Source organism: Paraburkholderia sp. SSBN10T (assembly GCF_056619545.1).
Genome location: NZ_JBWQQI010000011.1, coordinates 102,834 through 119,702, shown reverse-complemented (window position 1 = coordinate 119,702; position 16,869 = coordinate 102,834). Strand labels below are relative to the sequence as shown.

14 protein-coding genes are annotated in these 16,869 nt (G+C 63.5%); 8 read left to right on the top strand and 6 right to left on the bottom strand.

Going from position 1 to position 16,869, the window contains the following annotated elements:
• Positions 1-201 precede the first annotated feature (201 nt).
• Entirely contained in the window at positions 202-2,850 is a 2,649-nt protein-coding gene (locus tag AC1ECK_RS18480) for a mechanosensitive ion channel family protein (protein ID WP_480321405.1), read from the top strand.
• A 2-nt stretch (positions 2,851-2,852) separates the two neighbouring features.
• Here the strand turns inward: AC1ECK_RS18480 and AC1ECK_RS18475 are convergent, their stop codons facing one another.
• Both AC1ECK_RS18475 and AC1ECK_RS18470 read right to left on the bottom strand, forming a co-directional pair.
• Positions 2,853-5,189, bottom strand: a complete 2,337-nt coding sequence (locus tag AC1ECK_RS18475; RefSeq protein ID WP_480321404.1) for an ATP-dependent DNA helicase — start codon at positions 5,187-5,189, stop codon at positions 2,853-2,855.
• On the bottom strand, positions 5,186-6,967 hold the full coding sequence (locus AC1ECK_RS18470; protein ID WP_480321403.1) for a VRR-NUC domain-containing protein: 1,782 nt from the start codon (positions 6,965-6,967) through the stop codon (positions 5,186-5,188). Before AC1ECK_RS18470 ends, AC1ECK_RS18475 begins: the two co-directional genes overlap by 4 nt.
• Positions 6,968-7,158: 191 nt before the next feature.
• Here AC1ECK_RS18470 and AC1ECK_RS18465 point away from each other — a divergent pair, with 191 nt between their 5' ends.
• The 5 genes from AC1ECK_RS18465 (at position 7,159) to AC1ECK_RS18445 (ending at position 11,371) form a co-directional block, all read left to right on the top strand.
• Positions 7,159-8,241 (top strand): sensor histidine kinase, encoded by a 1,083-nt coding sequence (locus AC1ECK_RS18465; RefSeq protein ID WP_480321402.1) that lies wholly within the window; start codon positions 7,159-7,161, stop codon positions 8,239-8,241.
• Complete coding sequence (locus tag AC1ECK_RS18460; protein ID WP_480321401.1) at positions 8,229-8,930, top strand: LytR/AlgR family response regulator transcription factor; 702 nt, start codon at positions 8,229-8,231, stop codon at positions 8,928-8,930. The genes AC1ECK_RS18465 and AC1ECK_RS18460 overlap by 13 nt, the downstream gene beginning before the upstream one ends.
• Before the next feature lie 113 nt (positions 8,931-9,043).
• Entirely contained in the window at positions 9,044-9,955 is a 912-nt protein-coding gene (locus AC1ECK_RS18455) for a sterol desaturase family protein (RefSeq protein ID WP_480321552.1), read from the top strand.
• A 137-nt stretch (positions 9,956-10,092) separates the two neighbouring features.
• Positions 10,093-10,671, top strand: a complete 579-nt coding sequence (locus tag AC1ECK_RS18450; RefSeq protein ID WP_480321400.1) for a DinB family protein — start codon at positions 10,093-10,095, stop codon at positions 10,669-10,671.
• 40 nt (positions 10,672-10,711) lie between these two features.
• Positions 10,712-11,371: a class I SAM-dependent methyltransferase gene (locus tag AC1ECK_RS18445; protein ID WP_480321399.1), complete on the top strand. Its 660-nt coding sequence runs from the start codon at positions 10,712-10,714 to the stop codon at positions 11,369-11,371.
• A 25-nt stretch (positions 11,372-11,396) separates the two neighbouring features.
• Here the strand turns inward: AC1ECK_RS18445 and AC1ECK_RS18440 are convergent, their stop codons facing one another.
• Together AC1ECK_RS18440 and AC1ECK_RS18435 are read right to left on the bottom strand one after the other, a co-directional pair.
• On the bottom strand, positions 11,397-11,996 hold the full coding sequence (locus AC1ECK_RS18440) for a class I SAM-dependent methyltransferase (RefSeq protein ID WP_480321398.1): 600 nt from the start codon (positions 11,994-11,996) through the stop codon (positions 11,397-11,399).
• A gap of 68 nt (positions 11,997-12,064) precedes the next feature.
• Positions 12,065-12,481 (bottom strand): DUF1801 domain-containing protein, encoded by a 417-nt coding sequence (locus AC1ECK_RS18435; RefSeq protein WP_480321397.1) that lies wholly within the window; start codon positions 12,479-12,481, stop codon positions 12,065-12,067.
• A 422-nt stretch (positions 12,482-12,903) separates the two neighbouring features.
• Here AC1ECK_RS18435 and AC1ECK_RS18430 point away from each other — a divergent pair, with 422 nt between their 5' ends.
• A complete protein-coding gene (locus tag AC1ECK_RS18430) occupies positions 12,904-13,230 on the top strand; it encodes a MarR family winged helix-turn-helix transcriptional regulator (RefSeq protein ID WP_480321396.1) in 327 nt (108 codons plus the stop codon).
• Positions 13,227-14,630: a DHA2 family efflux MFS transporter permease subunit gene (locus AC1ECK_RS18425; protein ID WP_480321550.1), complete on the top strand. Its 1,404-nt coding sequence runs from the start codon at positions 13,227-13,229 to the stop codon at positions 14,628-14,630. The genes AC1ECK_RS18430 and AC1ECK_RS18425 overlap by 4 nt, the downstream gene beginning before the upstream one ends.
• A 29-nt stretch (positions 14,631-14,659) precedes the next feature.
• Here the strand turns inward: AC1ECK_RS18425 and AC1ECK_RS18420 are convergent, their stop codons facing one another.
• Both AC1ECK_RS18420 and AC1ECK_RS18415 read right to left on the bottom strand, forming a co-directional pair.
• Positions 14,660-15,361: a GntR family transcriptional regulator gene (locus AC1ECK_RS18420; protein WP_480321395.1), complete on the bottom strand. Its 702-nt coding sequence runs from the start codon at positions 15,359-15,361 to the stop codon at positions 14,660-14,662.
• A 190-nt stretch (positions 15,362-15,551) separates the two neighbouring features.
• Positions 15,552-16,850, bottom strand: a complete 1,299-nt coding sequence (locus AC1ECK_RS18415; RefSeq protein ID WP_480321394.1) for an MFS transporter — start codon at positions 16,848-16,850, stop codon at positions 15,552-15,554.
• Positions 16,851-16,869 lie beyond the last annotated feature (19 nt).

The following is a 16,869-nucleotide window of genomic DNA, read 5'->3' as shown; positions in this document are numbered from 1 at the left end:
GCCCGCGACGGGCATAATCAAAGCCTGAGTCCGCTTACGATTGGCCGACGCGCGCGCGGGATGGCCAATTGACGCCCGCCCCGTTTCCGTCGTATGGAACTTGTGTAGCTGGGCCGCTGTCGTCTTATATTCCCGTCATTTCGGCCGAATCGGCCTGTATCCGGACGGCGCCGCGTTGCACGACCGTCCCGCTTATTCCCTATGCGCAAACTACTTGTCGTCTGGTTTCTGATTCTGTGCGCCGTTGCGGCCCATGCCGCACCGGCGCAGCCGGCCGCCGCCGCGTCCAGTCCTGCCGTCACGCTGACGCCGGAACAGGCACGCGAGGCGCTGGCCGTCCTCAACGATCCGCAACGGCGGGCGCAGGTCGAGGACACGCTGCATGCGATCGCCGCAGCCGGTGCGCTCAGTGCCCCCGCGCCCGCCTCCGCCGCGGTGCCCGCTTCCGCACCGGCTGCGGCAAGCGGCGCGGCCGCCACCGTCCATACCGCGTTCGAGTCGAATGGCCTCGCCTCGCAACTGGCCCGCCAAGGCGCACATGGCGCCGTGCAGATCGCGCTCGCGCTGCGCCGCTCGCTGGCAGCACTGCTAGACGTGGCGTCCGTGCGGGTCTGGTGGACCGATCTGATGAACAGCCCGCAGCATCGTTCGGAGCTCGGCAGCACCGTGCTGACGCTGCTGGGCGCCCTGCTGCCCGCCCTTGCGCTCGAATGGCTGGCACGCCGCCTGCTGCGACGGGCTATTACCGCGCTGGCGATACGCCGCGCCATCGATCCGCGGCAACTGTTCTTCGATGAACCCTCGGAGGCGAAACCTGAGAGCGGCGGCACGGCCGCAGCCACGGTAAGTGGCAGTGCTGGCCCTGTCGCGACGGTGGCTACAGCGGCTACAGAGACGACAGCGCCGACGCCTGATCGTCAGGTCGCCGCCGCCGGCGAGGACGCCGACGAGGACGTACTGGCTGCGGCCGGCGCCGCACCTGCCACCGTTTCGTCCGCCGCGCCGTCTACGGGTCCGTCCGTGGTTCCGCCTGCCGCCGCATCGCAGTCGGGCGCCGCCTCGGGCAAGCGCCACGCCGCGCATCACTACTCGCTGCTGCGCCGCTTGCCGCGCGCCGCCTTGCGCATGCTGGTGCGGTTCGTGCCGCTTGCCGTGTTCATAGGCGCGGCGAGCCTGCTGATGTCGATCCTCACCCAAGACGATACCCCGCAGGACCGCGCGCTCGATTCGATCATCGACATCTACGTGCTGTGCCGCCTGATCGTGATCGTCAGCGGCTTCTTCCTGCAGCCCGACGCCCCACGTCTGCGTCTGCTGCAGATGGGTACCACCTGGGCGGCCTTGACCCAGCGCTGGGTGGTGATGATCGTCGGCGTGACCGGCGCCGGTTCGGCGCTCGCCGAAACCGCGGTGGCGCTCGGCCTGAACGAAGCAGCGCATCTCGCCGTGATGAAAATGGTCGCGCTGATCGGCCACATCATGATCTCGCTGCTGATCCTGCAATGCCGCCGGCCGGTCGCCGCGCGCATCCGGAACCGCTGTGCCGCGAGCCGCTCGCTGGCCGTGTTCGGCAATGCACTGGCCGACTCGTGGGCCACCATCAGCGTGTTCGCGGTGATGGCGCTGTGGTTCGTGTGGGCGCTCGACGTCCGCAACGGCTATCACGCCCTGCTGCATCTCGGCGGCATCTCGATCGCGGTGCTGGTGGCCGCACGCGTCCTGTCGATCGTGATCTTCGGCGCGCTCGCCCGGCTGTTCGACGCCCCGGACGGCCAGACCAACGACTCGCTCGTGCATCAGCACGCGTATCGCTATTACCCGCTGCTGCGCCGCATCGTTTCGTCGGTGGTCGGCGTCGTGACGGTGCTGGTGCTGCTGCAAGTGTGGGGCGCGAATGTGCGAGTACTGTTCGAAAGCGGCACCATCGGCCACCGGCTCGCTTCCGCGCTCGTCACGATTGCTATCGCCGCCGCCGTCGCCCTGTTCGTCTGGGAAGCGGTCAATGTCACGGTCGAGCGGCGCCTGCGCAAGTGGACCGCCGCCGGCGACCTGGTGCGCGCCGCCCGCTTGCGCACGCTGCTACCGATGCTGCGCAGCCTGCTGTTCGTGGTGATCGCGCTGGTGGTGGTGCTGACCGGCCTCAGCGAACTCGGCGTGAACATCGGACCGCTGCTGGCCGGCGCCAGTATCTTCGGCGTGGCGCTGGGCTTCGGTTCGCAAAAGCTGGTGCAGGATTTCATCACCGGGATTTTCCTGCTGATGGAAAACGCCATGCAGGTGGGAGATTGGGTCACGCTCGCCGGCGTCTCGGGCACGGTCGAATATCTGTCGATCCGCACCGTGCGCCTGCGCGGCGGCGACGGCTCGCTTTACACGGTGCCGTTCAGTTCGGTGTCGACGGTCAACAACACCAATCGCGGTCTCGGCAACGCGGCGGTGAAGGTCAATGTCCTCTACGGCCAGGATGTCGAGCAGGCGATTGCCACCATCAAGGAAATCGGCGCGTCGTTGCGCGAGGACCCGAAGTTCAAGGACGGCATTCTGTCCGACCTCGCGTTCTGGGGCGTCGATGCGGTGGATGGCGCCGCCGTCACCCTGACGGGGCAGATCCAGTGCCGCGACAGCGCGCGCTGGGGCGTGCAGCGCGAGTTCAACCGGCGAGTGCTCGACCTGTTTCAGGCGCGCGGCATTCAGATCGCCAATCCGCAGCGGACGCTGTTCGTGCGGGGCGATGCTCAGGCAGCAACGGCAGAACCGCAAGGGACCGCTATCGATGAGCCGGCTGCGCCTGAGGCGCCAGCATCGTCAGCGCCAGCACCGGCGGGTCTGCCGAAGCGCAGCGCTTCCTGAGCCTACGGCACCTGCCACCAGCGCGGCAGCAGGCGGCGCACCTCGGGGCGGCGGTAGCGGTCGTCGATCAGATGCACGACGCCCACGTCCTGCTCGGTGCGAATGACCCGCCCCGCTGCCTGCACCACCTTCTGCAGGCCCGGGTACAGATACATGTAGTCGTAGCCGTTGCCGAACCGCGCCTCCATGGTGCGGCGCATCTGCTCGTTGACGTCATTGATCTGCGGCAGGCCGAGCGTGGCGATAAACGCGCCGATCAGTTGCTCGCCCACCAGGTCGACGCCCTCCGAGAACGCCCCACCCAGCACCGCAAAACCGACGCCACAGCCCAGCGCCTTGAAGCGCGCGAGAAAAGCCTCGCGCGCGGCTTCGTCCATACCCTGCTCCTGCGCCCACACCGGCAGATCCGGATAGCGTTCGCGCAGCAACGCGACGACGCGCTGCAGATAATCGAAACTGCTCAGGAAACCCAGGTAATTGCCGGGCCGCTCGGCGTACTGTTGCGCAATCAGATCGACGATCGGCACGAGCGAGCGCTCGCGGTCGCGCCAGCGGGTCGACACATGACTGGCCACCCGTACCTTCAGTTGCTCCGCGCGAAACGGCCCCTCGACGTCGAGCCAGCGCGTCTCCTCCGGCAGGCCGAGCGTGTCGCGATAGAAGTGATGCGGGCTGAGCGTGCCCGAGAACATCACGGTGCAGTGCGCCGCCGCATAGCGCGGGGCGAGGTACGGCGCGGGAATCACATTGCGCACGCACAGGGTCGAGGCGGTTTTGGGTCGCGCGGCGTAGCGCTGCGGCGCGAGCGTCGCGTCGAACACCGAGTGCTCGCCGAACTGCTCGGCGAGCGACACGAAATGCATCGCGTCGAAAAAGAAACGCAGTTGGGTCTCGTCGAGAGACAGCGGCGCAACGGCCAGTTGCTCGGTGACCGCGCCGATCAGGTTTTGCGCCGCGCTCAGGAGCCGCGGCGGCACGTCCGGATGGACCTGGTACGCATCGGTCTGGGTGCGGTTCAACGCATTCCACTCGCGGTTCAGCCGTTCGAGCGGCTTGCGCAGCGCAGCGGGTGCGCTCTTGCGGACGGCCCGGAACGCGGTTTGTTCCAGCGAAGCCGTGTACATGCGGCGCGCCCGGTCCAGCAGGTTGTGCGCTTCGTCGACCAGCACCGCGACCCGCCACTGGTTCATCTGCGTCAGCGCGTACAGCAACGCGCTGCTGTCGTAGTAGTAGTTGTAGTCGCCCACCACCACGTCGCTCCAGCGCGCGAGTTCCTGCGCGAGGTAGTACGGACAGACATCATGCGCAAGCGCCGCCGCGCGGACCGCCGTGCGGTCCAAGCGCGGCCCGGCCAGCGCCGCGCTGCGGGCGGCGTCGAGGCGGTCGTAGAAGCCGTTCGCGAGCGGGCAGGAGTCGCCGTGGCAGGCCTTGTCGGGATGTTCGCAGGCTTTATCGCGGGCGATCAGTTCCAGCGTGCGCAAGGGCAGAGGCGACGTGGTGCAGGCGTTCCCGGTGGTGGTGGCATCATCGGCGCTCGCGGCTGGGTCCGCGCCCAAGGCTGCACGAGCACTGGCATGCAGCGTCTCGATCGCATCGAGCGCGAGTGCGCGTCCAGGCGTCTTCGCAGTCAGAAAGAAAATCCGCTCCACCTGATCCGCGGCACAGGCCTTCAGCAGCGGAAAAATCGTTGCCAGCGTTTTGCCGATACCGGTCGGCGCCTGCGCCATCAGATTCTGCCCGTCGCGCGCCGCCCGATAGACGCTTACCGCCAGTTCGCGCTGGCCGGTGCGAAACGACCCATGCGGAAACGCCAGTGCCCCCAACGCCGCGTTGCGCGCACTGCGGTGGGCTTCCTCCTGGATCGCCCAGTCGATAAACCGTTCGCATTGCTCGACAAAGAACGCCTCCAACGCAGCCGCACTGTGCAACTGCGTGAGGACGGTTTCCTTCTGGCTGCCGATGTCGAAGTACACCAGCGCGACATGCAGCTCGGCAAGCCCGCGTGTCTGACACAGCAGGTGCCCGTAGACCAGCGCCTGGGCCCAATGCAGCACGCGATGATTGTCCGGCATGGCTTCGAGATCGCCGCGATAGGTCTTGACCTCCTCGAGCCGGTTGCGCGTGGCATCGTACCCATCGGCCCGGCCGCGCACGCTCAGGCTGCGGTGCGTGCCGCTCAAGGTGATCTCCGACTCGTAGCCGCTGCCCCGCCGCGAAGCCACGGTGGCGTGTCCGGCGATCCCTTCCGCCGCGGTGGGCGCGGGGGTGAAGCGCAGGTCGAGATCGCCGCGCCGCGCGGTGAACTCGCACATCGCCCGCACCGCCACGACGTAGCTCATGCCTGCGCCTCGACGCCGGTTGCGTGCGTATCGTCGGCCCAGCGCACGTCGAGCACCCGCACCGGCATGCCGTGCTGCGCGCAGTATTCGAGCCAGCGGATCTGGTTGTCCTGCAGACGATCGCCGGGGCCCTTCACCTCGATCAACTCGTAGCGCCGCTTGGCCGGCCAGAAGCGCACCAGATCGGGCAGACCGGAGCGATTGCTGCGGATATCGCGCAGCAATCGCGCGAAGTACAGTTTCAGATGCGCGGCCGGCAGACAATCGAGTGCCTGGTCGATCAGCTCGGAGGTCAATACGCCCCAGAACACAAACGGCGATTGCAGCCCGGCTTTACTGTCGATGTGCCGCAGGATCGTCTCGCGATATGCCCCGGTGTCGAGTTGCGCAAGGCAGGCGTCGAACTGAGCGGCGCGGCGCGTATGGAAATCGGGCGCATGCAGATCGGCCGGGCCACGCTGGAACGGATGGAAGAACGCGCCCGGAAGCGCCGCAAAAACCGGCTCCCAGCACAGCAGACCGAACAGCGAGTTGATCAGCGCGTTCTCGACGTAATGAACCGGCGCCTCCGGGCTGCCAAGGTGGTCGCGCGCCGCATATTCGACGGGAAGCGGCGCAGCGGGCCTGGCAAGTATCAGCACACCGCGCTCGATGCGGCGCGCCGCAACCGTTCTCGCTACCGGCTGCCCCAAACGGCGCTGCAGGCGCGGCAGCATCCTCGCCACACGCTGGCGCTCCTCTTCACTTTCCGGCGCTTCGGCCGCCTGCGACGCCAGCGTCAAGGCGGCCTCGCAACGGCCGCAGCGCTCCAGCACCCGCATGCGCCGATGGCGCGCCCCCGGCCACCGGCAAGCGCTATAGACGGCGAGCGCCGCGTCCCATTGCTGCTGACGCTCGCAGTGCTGGCCGATCAGAAACAGCAGCTTGGCGCGGCGCGTTTCGAGCCACGGGTTGGCGGTTTCGACGGCGGCGATTGCGGCGAGCAGCGGCTCGACAGGTTCGTCCTCCGCGAGCGTTTCGAGCGACTCACGGCACGCTTGCAAGGCGAGATAGCCGTCGACATCCGCACGCTGCTGGAACGCTCGCGACGACGGTGCGAATGCCACCGTTTCGTACTGGAACACGCCCAGGTCCGCAAGGACGAATTCCGACCAGTCCTGATGCAGGTTGCCGAAAAACATCAGCCGCAAACGCTCGCACAGCGGCGCGATGACGACGTGGAACACCTGGTCGGTGGAGCTGGGGTTCCAGACCTCATAGGGACGCGAATCGGCATGCGTGGCGCGCAGCGCGTCGAGCAGATCCGACTTGCGGGTACCCTTGCGCACGGGCACGGCGGCGAACATCTGCTGTAGTTCGGGACGGGTTGCGAGCGCGAACAGTTCGTCGAGGCTCAGGTGCGGCGCGGGATCGATCCAGCCGAGTGCGATCAGCGGCGCGCTGGCGCGCAGCGGACAGCCGATCTCCTCATAGCTCAGGCGGCTCGCTCTGAACAGGGTGCCCTTGCGCATCAGCATGCGCACCAGCAAAGCCCGGGATGCCTGCGGCAGGCCGCGGAATGCATCGAGGAAGCGGCGCTCGTCCGGGCCAAACACGTCGTCGTAGCGCTCGGCGAGCCATGCCAGCGCTCGCTCGAAATTCACCAGGTAGTACAGGGCGGCGGACGGGATTGGCGGCGGCGCGGACGCAATCCCGGAGGCGCCGGCGGTAGCGGAAGGCGCGCCCGCGGCGGTAAAAGGAACCTCAGCGGGAACGACGGAAAGCGCGTCAGGATGCATCTGTCACCACAGGCAATCGCAATGGGCTGTATGTTTATACAGTGATGATAGCAAAACCGGTGGGATGCTCGCGCCTTCGCGATTACCATTGTCGGCGCCCGGCAACGCTGAAGCCGCTGTCAGCGCGTGCCGGAAATCCAGTGCGTGGACACCCAACCCTTACCGCAGATCAGCTTGAATGAGCCGGGTCAATGAATACTAGCTGCCTCGCCGGTGAACCCAAAGCGCCCAGCCTGTCGCGACAACTCGTCTGGCCCTGGACCGCCTATTGGCTGGTCATGCTGGCCGTTGGGATACAGGAAACGTTATGGACAGGCGAACTGCATTTCTGGCGGCCGCTCGTCAACGTCGGCACGGCTGCCCTCGCAGCCACGGTGCTGGCTCGGGTGCAGATGAGGCGCGCCGCGCGCTTCGACCGCTTTCTCAACCATCCGGCGCAATGGTTTCTCCATAGCTGGGCATGGATGCCGCTGCAAATGATTGCCTACGTCGGCGCGATGTATGCGATGCGCATCGGCATCTATGCGCTCGCGGGCTCGCGGTATCAGCACGGGCCCTGGCTCGAAACGATGGCCTACGAAGCGACCAGTTTCATCTTGTTCTATGCGTTGTTCGGCGGGATTCACTTCGGCTTGCGGTCTTACTCGGCATGGGCTGCCGAACGTCTGCGCACCGAGCAGCAAGCGACGCTCGCACGCGAAGCGCAACTCGCGCAGTTGACCCAGCAACTGCAGCCGCACTTTCTGTTCAACGCGCTCAACACGATCTCGGCGCTGATCCACAGTAACCCCGACGCCGCCGACAAGGTGCTCACCCGCCTCGCGACCCTGTTGCGCGCGGCCACCGACGCAAGCCGCCGCCCCGAACAGCCGCTCGCCGACGAACTGGCGTTGCTGCGCGCCTACGCGGACATCATGGTGCAACGCTTCGCCGATCGCGTGCGGATTTCGTGGGACGTCGACGACGCTGCACAGAACTGCCGGGTGCCTACGCTCGGCCTGCAGCCGCTGCTGGAGAACTGTTTTCGCCATGTGGTCGAACGGCGCAGCGCATTCACGAACATCGTCGTACGAACCCGGCTCAGCGCTGGAATGCTGCAGGTGGAAATCGAGGACGACGGCGATTTGCAGCACCTGCCTGCGGTGCGCGGAGTGGGTCTCGGCAATCTCGCGGACCGTCTGCAATCGTTGTACGGCGCGCAGGCGAGCCTCGAACTGAAGCTGCGGCCAGGCGGCGGTCTGATTGCGGGAGTGACGGCACCATGCGCGCGCTGATTGTCGATGACGAAGCGCTCGCGCGCAGCAAACTGCTGCGCATGCTTCGCGCATTTGCCGATGTCGAAGTGGTCGGCGAAGCCTCCGACGGCGCAACGGCCCTTACGCTGACGATGCAATTGCGGCCGGACGTGATCTTCCTCGACGTGCAGATGCCCGGGGTCGACGGTTTCGACGTTGCCGCATCGTTACCGGACGACGCTCCGGCGCTGGTCTTCGTGACCGCGTTCGACCAGTACGCATTGCGGGCCTTCGACACCCACGCCACCGACTATCTGCTGAAGCCGGTCGAACCGGAGCGCCTCGAGCGCGCCGTGGAGCGGCTGCGCGACTCGGTCCGCAAGCCGAAACGCCCGCGCATCGCCGCGCCGGCCCATCTGATGATTGCCGACCGCGGGCAAACGCATGTGGTGCGCTGCGCCGAGATCGAATGGCTGGAGGCAGCCGGCAACTACGTCACCCTGCATCTGCCCGGGCGGACCGTGCTGATCCGTCGTACGCTCGCCGCCCTGCTCGACGACCTCGACAGCGCCTTTTTCCGCACACACCGCGGCGCTGCGGTGGCGCTCGCCGCCGTCGTCGCCGTGCGGCCACGGGGCAAAGGCGATGCCGTCGTGACCTTGCGCAGCGGCGCCGAGGTGCCCTGCAGCCGACAGCATCGCGCGGCTCTCATGCAACGTCTAGGGTAATAACGCGGGTCTGCTCCATTCGTCACGCGGCAGACCCGGCTCGTCCCAAGTCGATTGCCGGGGGCACGGTGTCGAACTACGCTGACCGGCGTCACCTTATCGATGCTACGGTCATGGCCGCGTTGCTCACCCTGCTTAAATTCTCCGTCTTCCTGGTCCTCGTGTCCTCATTGGCCGAGGCACTCGTGCTGTCGGTGCGGCGCGGCTGGCGCGGCTATGACTGGCGCGCAGCCGCCGTGTCGGTGGTCGACTTTCTGGTTCGCGAGTATCCCTTGCAGTGGTTGCTGCCGCTCGCGTTCTGGAGCGACGCAATGAGCTGGTTCTGGCGGCACCGGCTTTGGACCTTGCCGATGAACCATTGGAGCGGATGGCTCGCGTGCTTTATCGGTCAGGAGTTCTGCTATTACTGGTTTCACCGTGCGGCCCACCGGATACGCTGGTTCTGGTGCAACCACGCCGTCCACCATTCGCCTAACCAGCTCAACTTCTCTGCTGCGTACCGTATCGGCTGGACCGGCCGGCTTGCCGGATCCACGCTGTTCTTCGTGCTCCCACCGCTGTTTGGCATGCCGCCGCAGATCGTGCTCATGTTGCTTTCGCTCAACCTGCTTTATCAGTTCTGGCTGCACGCAACATGGATTCCGCGCTTAGGGCCGTTGGAGTGGATTCTCAACACGCCTTCGGCGCATAGGGTGCATCACGCGTCGAACATCGAGTATCTGGATGGCAACTATGGTGGTGTGCTCATCGTGTTCGACCGGTTGTTCAATACATATATTGCAGAGCAGCGCGACGTGCCGTGTCGCTACGGTCTGGTCACGCCGATGACGACTTATAACGTGCTGAGAGTGGAGTTCGATCATTGGCGCGCATTGTGGCGCGATCTGTTGAAGGCGCGGTCGATCCGCGAGGCGTGCGGATACCTCTTCATGCCGCCTGGGTGGCAGCCGGACGGCAAGGGCGAGACCACCGAAGACCTCAGACGGCGCGTGGACACGCTGTCTTTGGGCGAGCCGCAACGGTAGGAGAATCCAGGACGCGAGTTGCTGCCGCGACGATTGGCTCTACCGCAGCCTTGGGAACAGTTTGGCGTGGCCTCCTGCGCAGCGCTGCTGCAAAATCGGAAATGCGAGTAGACATCCAGGACGCCTGCCGAAATAATATGCGAGCCAAGCTCGCATTTTGTTCGAATCAGGAGAGTGACACGATGGGTGTAAGTGAACTGCTGCTCAAGATGTTCCGCTATCAGGCGTGGGCCAATGGCGAACTCCTCGATACAATGGACAGCTTGAGCCCCGAGCGCCATTCGACGGAACGGCATCTTGCCATCCGGTTGATGAATCATTGCCTGGTGGTGAACAAGATCTTTGTGGCTCATCTCGTGGGCGAGAGTCATCACTTCCAGTCGGACAATACGCCGGACACACCCGATCTCGCGGAGCTGCGCGCTGGCCTGGCGTCTACCGATCAGTGGTACCTCGACTATCTAGGAACGGTCACTCCGGCCATGTTGTCCGAATCTGTCGCCTTCGCGTTCACTGACGGCGACAACGGATATATGACGCGCGAAGAGATGCTAACCCACGTCGTGACCCATGGCGGTTATCACCGCGGTGAGGTAGGACGGATTCTGAAACAGGTTTCCAACGGCCTGGAGCCAGGCATCAAATTGCCGTGGGACACCTACGCCGTGCATTTGCACAGCACGGAGCCCGCGCGTCGGTTGCGAGGCGCAGCGTAGACAGCACGTTGACGAGCACATAGCGAACCGACAGCCCGCCATGTCAGATATCGTTTCGTTTCTCGCGGTTTTTATCGTCGCCATCGGCTGTCTGTCGCTGATTGTCGTTCAGCTATTCACGGGCGTCCCTTCCCTCTCCTTGAGCGCGTCGGAAGCCGCCGACGCAATCGCGCTATTGAAAGAAGCGAATCTTCCGCAACAGGCAATCATCTATGAGCTCGGCAGCGGCTGGGGCGCGCTTGTGATGGCTTTGGCACGCGCGTTCCCGGATGCAGAAGTGCGAGGCATCGAAATTTCGCCGCTTCCCTATTGGATTGCCAGACTCCGGACCCGGAAGCTGCGCAATGTGTCGCTGACCTGGGGAAACTTCAACAAATGCAATCTGGCAGACGCCGATGCGGTGACCTGCTATTTGATGCGCAATCCGATGGTCAAACTGGCCGACCTCTTCGACCGAATGTTAAAGCCGGGCACACGGGTCGTATCGGTTGCGTTCTGGTTTCGTGGTCGCCAGGTTGCTGCCACCCGGCAAGGACGGATGCGCGGAGCAGTCGCGTTGTATGAGTGGCCGGCGATCAAGCCTGATTCTGAGCATTTTGGTGCGGAAGGGTTACCGGTTCCGCGTCGGAGATCCGGCGATGGGTCTTCAGCCGGCCTGTTGATGCAGGTCTATCGGGCTACCCCGCGCATCCATCCGTGATGGATGGCTCTCCAGTTCTCGCCGGCTACTTCCTCAAACCAACAAAGCTCCAACTCACATCCGCTCTGCCAAGCATATCCTCGCGACTGCTGCAATGCTGCTCGTGCAGACCGGCCTGTATCCCAAGCGCGATCGTCTCATCCGCGGAAACATCGAACATATGTCGTCCAACCGGCACCGGGCCGTGCCTGAGAGACATAATGACCAGGCCGCCCTCGTCCAGCAACTCCGCAATAGTGAACATCGCTGCCTGGCGTTCCGGTGCATCAAGATGCATCCAGACGGCAGTCAGCAAGATCAAGTCGAATCGTTGACGCCTGCCGCGTATGACATGCAACATAGGCAGTTGATCGTCGACCCATTCGAGATTCGGAAGCGTATGAAGTCTTTGCCCTTCGCTCCTCAGCTCCGGTGTTGGTTCGACCGCTACGACCCGATGCCCACGGTTAGCAAGCGCCGCCGCATCACGGCCGGAACCCGCTCCGATGTCGAGAACGTGGCTGGCCGTCTGAGGAAACAGGTGAATCACATCCCGGTGAACATCCTCGAATCTGACGCTTTCGTACTGAACGGCTAACCTCGCCGCCTCCGGGCCGTATCCCGCTGTCCCAGCTATGTCGTTCATGGAATTTCTCAGATTCAGATGGACTGTCGGCTAAAAAAGCCGATGTCTAATGCCGTGCCCCGATAGCCTCAGGCCTCTTTGCTCTTCGCTTTCGCCCGAGCGCGCGCAGGCGCATTCTTCTTCAATTTGCTCTGGTTGTATTCAACCGCGGCAAGGACAAGCTTTTTTAAAGCACGCTCGTTAATCTCATCGCCCTCGAAAAAATCGATCGCCCGTCTCGCGTTGCCTTCGAGGCCCGCGTTAAACAGCTTATCGGGATCTGGCAAGCCCGCACCGTGGGCAAAGGTAAGCTTCACCTTCCCTTTGTGGGCGTTAGCGACCGCGATCATTCCGTCGTGAGACCACACCGGGCTTCCCATCCACTTCCATTCCTCGATGATCTCCCGGTCGGCCGCGAGGATAGTCTTGCGGATGTTGGCGAACGTTTTGCCACGCCAGTCTGTGAGCCCTGCGATCAGTTGGTCGATTTGTTCCGATGGGTTCATTGGATATCCAGCTTTGAAGTGTGTCGGCGTCAACCTATCCAGCTTTGAAGTGTGTCGGCGTCAACCTGTCCGCGCTCGACAGTCGGCAACGCCCGAGTCTGCGCGAAGAACTTGCGTGAGGCAAGCATGCCCGTAGAGACCGCCTTGCCAATTACGATACCCCGGAAGGTATTCGAAAGCATTCACCAGACTCTCAAGCCCGCCCCACCGTCATGTCTCGACATCGGTACTAGCCAGTCAAACTTAACAGTTTGCCTTGCAAGTTTGACTGACTACCTTCATCATTGCTACAAGCGCAACCCAACCGTGTTTGAACAATCATGCCCGTTACGACCTTCGAGCAAGCCATCATCGATTTCATGCAGGCGATAGGACTGCTCATACGACGTACCCGCAGCGAATCGTCTACGGGGGAGCTATCAATGACCGAGTCTGTCGTGATGTCGCGGCTGGCGAACGACGGTCCGGCCACTACCGCGGCACTGGCGCGAACCGAAGGGATGAAGCCGCAGTCCATGGGAACGACGATTGCCTCGCTCGAGGAAATGGGCATCGTCAAGCGCACGGCGCATGCTACCGACGGTCGCCAGATGCTGATCGAGCTGACACCGAAAGGTGTCCAGTTGCGCAAGAAGAATCGCGAGGCGAAGCAGATGTGGCTCTCGAAGGCGATCGCGGAACTCGACACAGACGAGCGCGACACGCTGTTCAAGGCCGCCTCGATCATCAAGCGGCTGGCCGAAAAATGAGCGAAATGATCCAGAGCGCCAACCCGTCACGCGGAATCAGTCCATCGGTCTGGAAAGTGGCGATTGTCGCCGTGATCGGGCCGTTCATGACGCAGCTCGATTCGACCGTCGTCAACGTTTCGCTGTCCAGCATTAGCCACACACTCGACTCCGCGATTGCGACTGCGCAGTGGGTTGTCAGCGGCTATCTGCTGGCCATGGCGCTGATGCTGCCGCTCAATGGCTGGCTCGTGGACCGGATCGGCGCAAAGCGGCTCTACCTCATCTGCTTTTCGACGTTCACACTGGCCTCGATTCTATGCGGCGCGGCCCAAACCATGAGCGAGCTGATCTGCGCACGGGTATTCCAGGGACTCGTGGGCGGCGTGCTGGCGCCCATGACACAGATGATGATTGCGCGCGTGGCAGGAAAAAACATGGCGCGCGTGATGGGCTATGCCGCCCTGCCTATTCTGCTTGCCCCCATCCTGGGCCCGGTATTGTCCGGAACGATCCTGGTGCATGCCGCATGGCCGTGGCTGTTCTACCTCAACGTACCGATCGGTATTCTTGGCGTCGCGCTGGCTGCGGTGCTGCTTCCGCGCGATACGCCCTCTTCACAAAAGCGCCCGTTCGATTTCTTCGGCTTTGCACTGATCTCGCCCGGCCTCGTTGCATTCATCTACGGGCTTCAAAATGCGGCGCACACCGAGGGACGATGGATTCTGCTCGCCGGCGCCGTGTTTCTTGCCGGCTTCCTGCGGCACGCGGTGCACAAGGGCAGTTCGGCACTGATCGACGTACGGATTTTTACGGAACGGACTTTCTCGGTTGCTGCAGTAACACAATGTCTCGCCAACGGCGTTTTGTATGGCCGGCAACTTGTCGTGCCCCTGTATCTGATCGCAGGCTGTGGGTTGTCCGCCGCCCACGCGGGTTGGCTCATCGCGTCGACGGGGGTCGGCATGATGTGCTCGTTTCCGCTTCTGGGATTCCTGACCGAAAGATATGGCTGCCGCGCGGTCTCAGCAGGAGGTGCATTGCTCGCTTTTCTGAGCACGCTCCCGTTCCTCTGGATGATGGAGCATCAGTTTTCGGCTGGCTGGGCGGTGATCAGTCTTTTCCTAGCCGGAGTGGGTCAAGGAACGATCGGCATACCGTCGATATCGGCCGCGTATTCGTCGATACCCAAAGCGAGACTTCCCTTGGCGAACACCGCGCTGAATATTGCACAGAGAATCGGCGGTCCGGTTGTGACTACGCTGCTCGCCGTGGTCATCTCGTTGAGCACAGGTGCCCATACGAACGCTCAGCCGCAGCGGTTTTTAATGGCCTTTGTCGCGCTCTCTTGTCTTCACCTGCTGGTTTTAGGAGCGGCAGCGCTGCTGCCGCTTCGGATACATCGCGCATCCGAAGCGTGAGAGACCTGAGTCGTCACAACAGCCGTACGTCAGGGCGTCAACGCGACGAGTTCCGGTTCATCCGGCTCGAACCAGTCGGGATTGAGCGCCGCGACAGGCCCGAGCGACACCAGGATCTCGCGGAGGTGGGCGCGCATCGCCTCTTCGGCCGCTTCGGGATCGTGCGCTTTCAACGCATTGACGATATGCACGTGCTGCTTGATCAGCAAGTCGAGCGGCGATACCTCATGCAGACTCAGGTAGCGCACCCGATCCATCTGGGCCTTGATGTCCTGAATCGTGTCCCACGCCGCAACGCAATCGATCGACTGCGCGATCAGAAAATGGAACTGCTCATCGCAGGCGAGGAACGCGGCAGTGTCGTTGGCCTTCGAAGCGGCCTTCTGCTCACGCAGATTCGCCGCCAGGCCCGCTAGCTGTGTATCGGTGATCGCAACCGCAGCCTTACGAACAACAGCCGCTTCGATCGCCTCGCGGATGAAGCGCCCCTCGCGCACCTTGCGCGGCGAAATCCGCTTGACGAAGGTCCCGCGCTGCGGCAACACCTGAAGCACGCCGGCCTCGACCAGCTTGATAAACGCCTCGCGCACCGGTTGCCGGGACACCTGAAATACTTCCGAGATTTCCTTTTCCGAAAGCGGCGTACCGGGTGCCAGCAAGCCTGTAAAAATCGCCTGGCGTAGCGAGCGGAAAATCTGCTTGCCAATCGGCTCGTGCGATTCCACAGACACGCTTGTTACGACGCCGGAGAGCGACGTTTTTGGCGACTCAGCGGATGCGCCGCGCGGGCGCGACCGGGCGCCGCCTGGCGCGGCTGCCAATGAGGCCGCCCCACCGTCCCGGCCCAGACCGGCAGACAAGCCGGCGAACGAACTGGCATTTTTCATACATGAATGTGACAGTAAATCTAATGCCACAACGCTACCATACTAGTTTATGTTCTGCTGGGTCTTTTTGTGCCCTCGGTTCACGAACCCAGACCAGTGCGCACAATGCCCCCAGCACAGCAACCGCGCCAGCCAGAATGAACGCGCTGCCGTAGGCGCCGTGCGTCGCCTCGACGATGAATCCTGTCACCGCCGGCCCGATCACGCCCGCGAGATTGGCGAGCAAGTGCACGAAACCACCCACGCCGCCGACATTCTCGCGCCGCACCGTGTCCTGGATCACGGCCCAATAGACGGAACCCGTGGCGTACAGGAAGAAGATCGATACCGACATCAGTGCAACCGCACCCTCCATGCTCTGCACGCGTCCGGCCAATGCCACGCATACCGCCGCGATACCGAGGCACACGGAGAGCACGATTCTTCGCGACAGTAGCGGCTTGCCGGTCAGGCGCAGGATGAAATCGGTAATGAAACCACCCGCCGCCAGTCCGATACTGCCGAGCACCCACGGAATGACCGTCGCAATGCTCATGTCATGCAGCGACATGTGATGGGCTTCGGTGAGGTAGGTCGGAAACCACGAAAGGAAGAAGAACAGTACGTAGTTGTATGCGAAGAACGCGAACGCGGTGGCGAGGATGATCGGCTGTTTAAGGTAGAAGCCGAGTCCCGCAGGCTTGCCGGCCGGCGTATGCTCCATCGACGCGGCATGCTGCTGGCCCGCGACGATGAGGTCGAGTTCAGCAGCCTGCACGCGGCGATTCTGCTGCGGGTGTTCGGTCGTGGTGAGCGACCACAGCACGAGCCACGCGAGCCCGAACAGCATGATCGCGACAAACGCCCAGCGCCAGCCGAAGCGGATCGCCAGATAGCCGACGACCGGCCCCGCAATTGCCCCACCGAGCGGCGTCCCCGAACTGATGACTCCGATCGCACTCGCCACCTCGCGGCGCGGGAACCAGTTGTTCACCATCTTGCTGTTGGACGAACTGAACGGACCTTCGCCCATCCCGAACAGCACGCGCAGCACAATCAGCGAGACAAGGCTGCTCGCGAGCGCCGTCGCACCGCAGAAAACCGACCAGATACCCATGGCGCCGCCGAAAACCCGCTTCGCGCCGAACTTGTCGGAGGCCACCCCGCCGATAAAATTGAACAGCGCATAGCCGAGAAAGAAGCTGCTGAACACGATACCCAATTGCGCATGCGAGAAGTTCAGGTCTTTCTGGATCAGCGGCGCGGCAATCGAAAGCGCCGCACGGTCGAGATAATTGATGACGCCCGCCAGAAACAGCAGGGCGACGACGAACCATCGCTGGCTCTTGATCATGACATGTCTCCGGTGCCGC